Consider the following 6,603-nt stretch of genomic DNA (forward strand, 5'->3'; position numbering starts at 1 on the left):
GCCGTCGGGTCCCCCAGTGCCGTCGGGTCCCACAGTGCTGTCGGGTCCCCCAGCATCGTCGGGTCCCCCAGTGCCGGGTCTTACAGCCTCGGGGCCTGCGGCGTCAGGCCATGCGGTGTCGGGTCCGGCGGCAGGCACCGCATCGCCGGACTGCCCGTTGACGATGCCGTTAACAGTACTGATCGAACATCCCCTTCTGATGATCAGCGGTCGACGGGCCGACCCACGGGCGCATACTCGTAGGCTTGCGGTCTCTCACCGTTCGTGGCCAGCTTCGCGGGCAACATAAAGCGTTCATGATCTTTGTCGCAGGTGGCATGGACTTCGGGCCGGGCGGTTCGAACACCCCGCAGGTTCCATGCGACAGTTGGATGTCCGGTGCGGCACGCATGGGGGCAAGTAGATGAGTGGAGCGGCGAGTGGGCCTGCGGGAACTGACCAAGGAGCAGACGCGTTCCCCGCTCGCCACGGTGACACCGCGGCTGTCCGCCGGACGTAGGTGCTCGACCACGATCGTCGACGAGATCACCGCCGGATCGGAGAACTGACGGTGGCCATGCTGTCCGACATGCCCACAGCCGGCTCCCCGCCCTCCGGTCCTCCACCTACCGGTGTCGCCGCGGCGCCGCAGCCGTCCAGGACGCCGCGGGCCCGGCAGCGGCTGCGCACGGTGGAAATCGTCGAAGCCGCGCTCCTGGTCGATCTGGTGATCGCGATCTGCATGGTCGCGCGTTTCCTTCCCTTCGGCTGGGTGCTCACGATCGCGGCGACGGTTCCGGCGGCAGCGCTCGCCGCGCGCTGGAGGCTGCGGGCGGCCCTCACTGCGATGGTCACAGCGCTGGCGGTGGCCGTTCTCATCGGCGGCACCGGCTTCGCGATCACGATCACATCCTGCATGATGACCGGCACGCTGCTGGGCACTGCGCACCGCCGCCACTGGGGCCTCGTGCGCACCACGGTGGTGGGCCTCACCACGCTGTGGGCGCCGGTCGCGCTCGGCATGAACGCGCTGTTCTGCGTTCTCACCGACCTGCGAGCACTGGTTTTCGCCGAAATCGTCAACAGCTGGGACGGCGCCCGCAGCAGCGCCATCCGGCTGGGCGTCGACCCGGATGGTCCGGGTCTGGGCACCGCGGACTCGATCGTCCGGTGGGGCGCGGCGCACTGGTGGGCGCTGCTGCCGATCACGTTGCTGGCGAACACCGCCGTCAACGTGCTCGCCGCGGCTGTGGTCACCCGCCCGGTGCTGCGCCGGCTCGCCGTCGGCGCACCGGCCGCCCGGACCGACCACCCGAACGCACCCATGTGGACATCGACACGGAGATCGGCGCCAGCACACCAGAAACCGTCGCCAGCGCGCCAATATCCGCATCCGCTGCCCGTCCACCTGGAATCAGTTACCTACCGCTACCCTCATGTTACGCAAGATGCGTTGCGGGACGTGTCCCTGACGATCCGGCCGGCCGAGTTCGTGGCGATCGTCGGCGGTAACGGTTCGGGGAAGTCGACGCTTGCCCGGATCATCAGCGGCTGGAGCCCCACCGACGGGCGGGTGCTGCGGCCCGGCGACTGCGCACTGGGCCGGACCGGCGGAACCGCCATGATCTTTCAGCGGCCGGAGTCGCAGGTACTGGGGGTGCGCGTCCGTGACGACGTCGTCTGGGGCCTGCCCGACGGTGGCCGTACGGTCGACGTCGAGACCCTGCTGGAGCGGGTCGGGCTCGCGAACGTCGCCGACCGCGAAACCGCCACGCTGTCCGGCGGGCAGCTCCAGCGCCTGGCGATCGCGGCCGCGCTCGCGCGGGCACCCCGGCTGCTCGTCTCCGACGAGTCCACCGCCATGGTGGACGCCGAAGGCCGTGACCAGCTCACCGACCTGCTGGCGCAACTGCCCGGCGAGGCGGGGGTCGCGGTCGTCCATGTGACCCATCACGCGGCAGAGGCGTACCGGGCGCACCGCCGGATCGTCCTCGACGCCGGCCGGCTGACGTCGGCGGGCGATACGCCGTGCGGGTCCGCCCCGCGCCCGCCGCGGACCCTGCCCGTCCCCTCCCACACGGCTGTCCCATCCCTCCCGTCGTCTGCCGCACCCGCCATATCAGCCGCACCGGTAAGCCAGACAAATCCGGTGGATCCGGCTCCTGTCACATCCTCCGTACCTGCCAGGCCCGTCGCATCCGTCACGCCCGTCGCATCCGTCACCTCGGACGGGCAGCGGCGGACCGCGGGCGCGCCCGCGCTGGTCTGCCTCGACGGTGTGGGGCAGGTCTACTCGCCCCGGTCGCCGTGGGCCCGCCGGGCGCTAAGCGGTATCTCCTTCTGTCTCGACAGCGGCGAGGCTGTGCTGATCCGCGGTCGCAACGGATCGGGCAAGTCGACGTTGGCCGCCGTCCTCGCCGGTCTGCTGAGTCCGTCGGAGGGTGAGGCGCGCCTTGGCGGCCGGCCGCTGACCGCCTGCCCCGGCGAGATCGGACTGGCCGTGCAGCACTCCCGCCTGCAACTGCTGGCGCCCACCGTGGGTGCTGACGTGCGCGCGGCGGCCGGTGTGGACGCGGCTGCCGCCGACGAGGCTCTCGCCGCGGTCGGGCTTGACCCGGAGCTCTTCCGGGACCGGCGGGTGGAGGATCTCTCCGGTGGGCAGATGCGCCGCGCCGCGCTCGCCGGACTGATCGCCTGCCGACCCCGGCTGATGATTCTCGACGAGCCGCTGGCGGGCCTGGACGCCCCGTCCAGGCGGATTCTGATCGACGTTCTGGTGAACCTTCGGATCCGGACCGGCTTGACGCTGGTGGTGGTTTCCCATGACCTGGACGGCATGGCCTGCCTCACCGAGCGGATGCTCGTCCTGGACGCCGGACGGCTCGTCCATGACGGACCGTTCACCGACGGCACGCCGTGCCGCATGCCCGCGCTGCTGCCCCACCCGCGTCCGGCGGGGGCTGCTACAGGCGCCGCGCTCCCCGACTGCGCTGTCCGCCCCGACGACAGTGCTGTCCGTATCGGCGACAGCTGTATCGGTGACGGTGTCCGCCCCGACGACGCCCCCGTGTCGACGACGGCGCCCGTCCCGACGATGCCCATGTCGGAGATGCCCATGTCAGGGATGCCGCGTGCCCGGGTTCCGTACCGGCGCGGAAACCGGTGGTCGTGCCCCCGCAATCCCGGCCGGACACCGACCGCGCACGGCGCCCGGCCGGAGGCCGCGGCCGGTTCCCCCGGCAGCGCCCGGCCGGGCGGATCCGCCGTACCGAGCCCAACCTGTTGCGCTACATCCCCGGCAGCAGTCCGGTGCACCGCCTGTGGGCCGGCACGAAACTGGTCATAATGGCGCTGCTGGGGATGCTGATCGCCGTGCGGCCATCCTGGCCGGTGATCGGGATGGTCGCGGGATTCGTCGGGATCTCCATGATCGTCGCCCGGATCCCCGTCGGCGCGGCCCCGCGCCTGCCCCGCTGGTTCTGGTACGGCCTGATGATCGGTGTGGTACTCACCGCGCAGTCGCATGCGGCGCCGTTCGTGACGGTCGGGGGCGTGCGGCTGTCCGTCGGCGGCATGCTGGACTGGCTGCGCCTGACGTCGGTGTCCATGACGATGTTCGCCGCGGCCGCGCTGCTGGGGTGGACCACGCCACTGTCGGAGCTGGCGCCCGCCCTGAGCCGGCTGCTGGCGCCGTTGCGCAGGTTGCGGCTGCCGGTCGACGAGTGGGTCGCGACGGTGGCGCTGGCCATCCGCTGCCTGCCGCTTCTCGTGGACGAGATCCGCACGTTGCTGGCGGTCCGGCGGTTGCGTGTCGGGCGGCGGCCGGGCCACCGCCGGATGGCGGGTCGGCTCGCGGCGTTGCCGCTTCAGGCGCGATCGACGACCGAGCTGCTGTGCACGGCGATCGTCACCTGCCTACGGCGGGCCGCGGAGATGACCGAGGCGATCGTCGCCCGTGGCGGCTTCGGCGCGGTCGCGCACCAGCCGGCGCACCCGCGGCGCGCGGACGCCGCGGCGCTCGCGGCGCTCGTCGGGCTGGCCGTGGCGACCTTCCTGGTATAGCCGGCGACCTTCCTGATACGGCTGGCTGGCCCAACAACCCTTCTGGTCGGCGCTGGTTGTCCGGTCAGCCCCGTCTCCGACCGTCAGGAAATCAACCCGGGAAACCGGAGAAGAGGGAACCGGGAAATCAGCCGAGAAAACTGTTGAGGCCGGCCTCGTGGGTCTGCGGGTCCGCATCGGATGTCCCGGCCAGCAGCTCCGTCAACGGGCGGGGCGGCCCGAGGTGGAATCCCTGCGCGTAGTCCACCCCGAGATCACGCAGTGCCGGCGCCAGCGACTCACGGTCGACGCTTTCGGCGATGGTGTACATGCCCAGGCAGCGGGCAATGCGCACGACCGCGTCCACCAGCACCGCATCAGCCGGGGAGGTGTCGACGTGCCGCAGGAAATCGCCGTCTATCTTCACGTTGGTGAAGGGCAGGTTTCGCAGGTAGACGAACGAGCCCAGCCCGACCCCGAAATCGTCCAGGGTGAACCGGCAGCCCGCGCCGGTGAGGGTCTCGGCGAGCTGGCGTACCGCGTCCGCGGCGGCGACCGCCACGCTCTCGGCGATCTCGATACCGAGCTGGGACGGATCGACTCGAGCGGCGCGTAGCGCGGACAGGACGAAGTCGGCGAAGTCGGGGTCCTCGACCGACCGGCTGGAGATGTTCACGTGCAGGCGGAGCCGAGCCCCCCGGGCGGCGACGGAGGCGAGCGCGGCCACCGTCTGCTGCACCACCCAGCGGTCCAGGCTCAAGGCCAGATCACTGTGCGCAAGCGCACTGATGAACTCGGCCGGACCGAGCTCGGGATGCTGACCGTCGTGCAGTCGCAGCAGCACCTCGTATCCCTGCACCTCGTGCGAGGTCAGATCCACGACCGGCTGTGCGTCCAAGGCCAGCAGACCGGCGTCGAGAGCGTCCCGTATCCGCTGCACCACCAGGGTGCGCCGAGTGAGGTACTCGTGCCGCTCCGGAGTGAACAGCCGGGCACAGTTGCGCCCGGCATCCTTGGCCTCGGACAGGGCGAGCCCGGCGTGGGCGAGGGCGGTGTCGCAGTCGCCCACGGCCGACAGCGACACGACGCCGATGCTGACCGTCACCCGCACCGCGAAACCATCCACCATGACCGTATGCCGGGCGACCTGCTCGCGCAGTGTGTCCGCGACAGCCAGCGCGTCCAGCCCGTCGCCGGTCTGGAGGACCACCGCGAACTCGTCGTCACCGAGCCTGCCGATGACGGCGGCCGGTAGCGTTTCACCCAGACTCTGGGCCACCGAGCGCATCACCGTGTCGCCGGCCGAGTGGCCGCGCAGGTCATTGACGATCTTGAAGTTGTCGACGTCAACCAGCAGCAGCGCACCGGTGCGTTCGACCCCGGCAGCCAGGCGCTCGGCCAGCAGGGCCGTTGTCGCCCGCCGGTTGAGCACCTCGGTGAGCGGCTCGTGCGCGGCGGCGTGGGCGAGCTCACGGCGTATCCGGATCAACTCGGTGACGTCGTGAGCCGTACCCATGATCCGGATCGGTGTGCCGGAGTCGTCGGTGAGAACATCCCCGCGCCACTCCAGCACACACTCTGTCAGCCGGTCGGCCAGATACATGCGGTGGGTGACCTCGACCGGGGTGACGGTGGCGATCGCCTGGTCGAACACGCTCTCGACCGTCGCCCGGTCCTCGGGGTGCACCAGCAACTGGAAGGTGTCGTAGTCGATGTGGGTGTCTGTCGGATAGCCGAACATGGCCAGCAACTCGTCGGACCACTCCATCTCGTTGGTGACGAGGTCCCACTCCCAGATGCCGGTACGAGCAATCGTCTCGACATGGCGCAGCCACCGCTCACGAAGCCGCAAGGTCTCCTCCTCGCGGCGGCGCCCGGTGACGTCGGCGATCTCGTAGAGGACGAAACCGTCGGAGACCACCTGCCCGAGCCCGGGGGGACGACCGCCGGCCAGCGTCCGGGCACGGACCTCCAACCAGCGTGTGGTGCCGTCTGGTGCCTGCCACTGGGCCTCGCGGGGTTCGGTGTCCGGGACGACCCCGGCCAACGGCAACCCGGCCTCGGCAACCGCGACACGGGCGGAATACACCGGATCGGCGTCCGGCTCACCCCGCCAGTACCCGCCGCCCACCGTGCTCACCAGCCCGGCACCGTCGCGCACGACACCGGCAGCGCTGTCATGCGCGGCACCGGCAATGCCGTCGCCTACCACACCGGCGGCAATGTCGTACGCGACACCACCGCCGGTGGCCACCAAATCAAGCAGGGCCCGGTTCGCCCAGACCACACGGTTGTCGGACGTCGCCACCAGCAGTCCGGTGGATACCACGTCAGCCACAGAGCCGGTCATGCTAGCGACCAACGGATCTCCTCGCGCCTGTCAGCCCGGTGCATATCTCGGCTGGTCACGCTATCTTCTGGATCGCATGGCCTTCCTGATCGCATGGCGAGTGTAGCGGCAGCCAGGTGCGCACAGAACGTCAGGCTGTGGTAGCAGGTGTGTCCGCTGGCGACTCGGGGTCCGGGCCTCCCGGGTGCGAAAACATGATCGCTTCGCCTTTGGCCTTCTACGGCCCGGGGACT

At 70.5% G+C, this 6,603-nt stretch carries 4 protein-coding genes; 3 read left to right on the top strand and 1 reads right to left on the bottom strand.

Features of this window, described 5'->3' with window-relative positions; genetic code table 11:
- The first annotated feature begins 419 nt into the window (after nucleotides 1-419).
- From DD1DGNOD_RS30560 to DD1DGNOD_RS18400, 3 genes are read left to right on the top strand one after another with little or no spacing between them, the layout of a single operon-like run.
- Nucleotides 420-548, top strand: coding sequence for a hypothetical protein (locus DD1DGNOD_RS30560; RefSeq protein WP_283234723.1), 129 nt, complete (start codon nucleotides 420-422; stop codon nucleotides 546-548).
- 8 nt (nucleotides 549-556) lie between these two features.
- A complete protein-coding gene (locus tag DD1DGNOD_RS18395; RefSeq protein ID WP_241255822.1) occupies nucleotides 557-3,325 on the top strand; it encodes an ABC transporter ATP-binding protein in 2,769 nt (922 codons plus the stop codon).
- Complete coding sequence (locus DD1DGNOD_RS18400; protein ID WP_131770700.1) at nucleotides 3,262-4,041, top strand: energy-coupling factor transporter transmembrane component T family protein; 780 nt, start codon at nucleotides 3,262-3,264, stop codon at nucleotides 4,039-4,041. The genes DD1DGNOD_RS18395 and DD1DGNOD_RS18400 overlap by 64 nt, the downstream gene beginning before the upstream one ends.
- Nucleotides 4,042-4,168: 127 nt before the next feature.
- Here DD1DGNOD_RS18400 and DD1DGNOD_RS18405 read toward each other — a convergent pair whose 3' ends face one another.
- Nucleotides 4,169-6,370, bottom strand: coding sequence for a putative bifunctional diguanylate cyclase/phosphodiesterase (locus DD1DGNOD_RS18405; RefSeq protein ID WP_131767706.1), 2,202 nt, complete (start codon nucleotides 6,368-6,370; stop codon nucleotides 4,169-4,171).
- Nucleotides 6,371-6,603 lie beyond the last annotated feature (233 nt).

It is taken from the genome of Candidatus Protofrankia californiensis (genome assembly GCF_900634765.1).
GTDB classification, from domain to species: Bacteria; Actinomycetota; Actinomycetes; order Frankiales; family Frankiaceae; genus Protofrankia; species Protofrankia californiensis.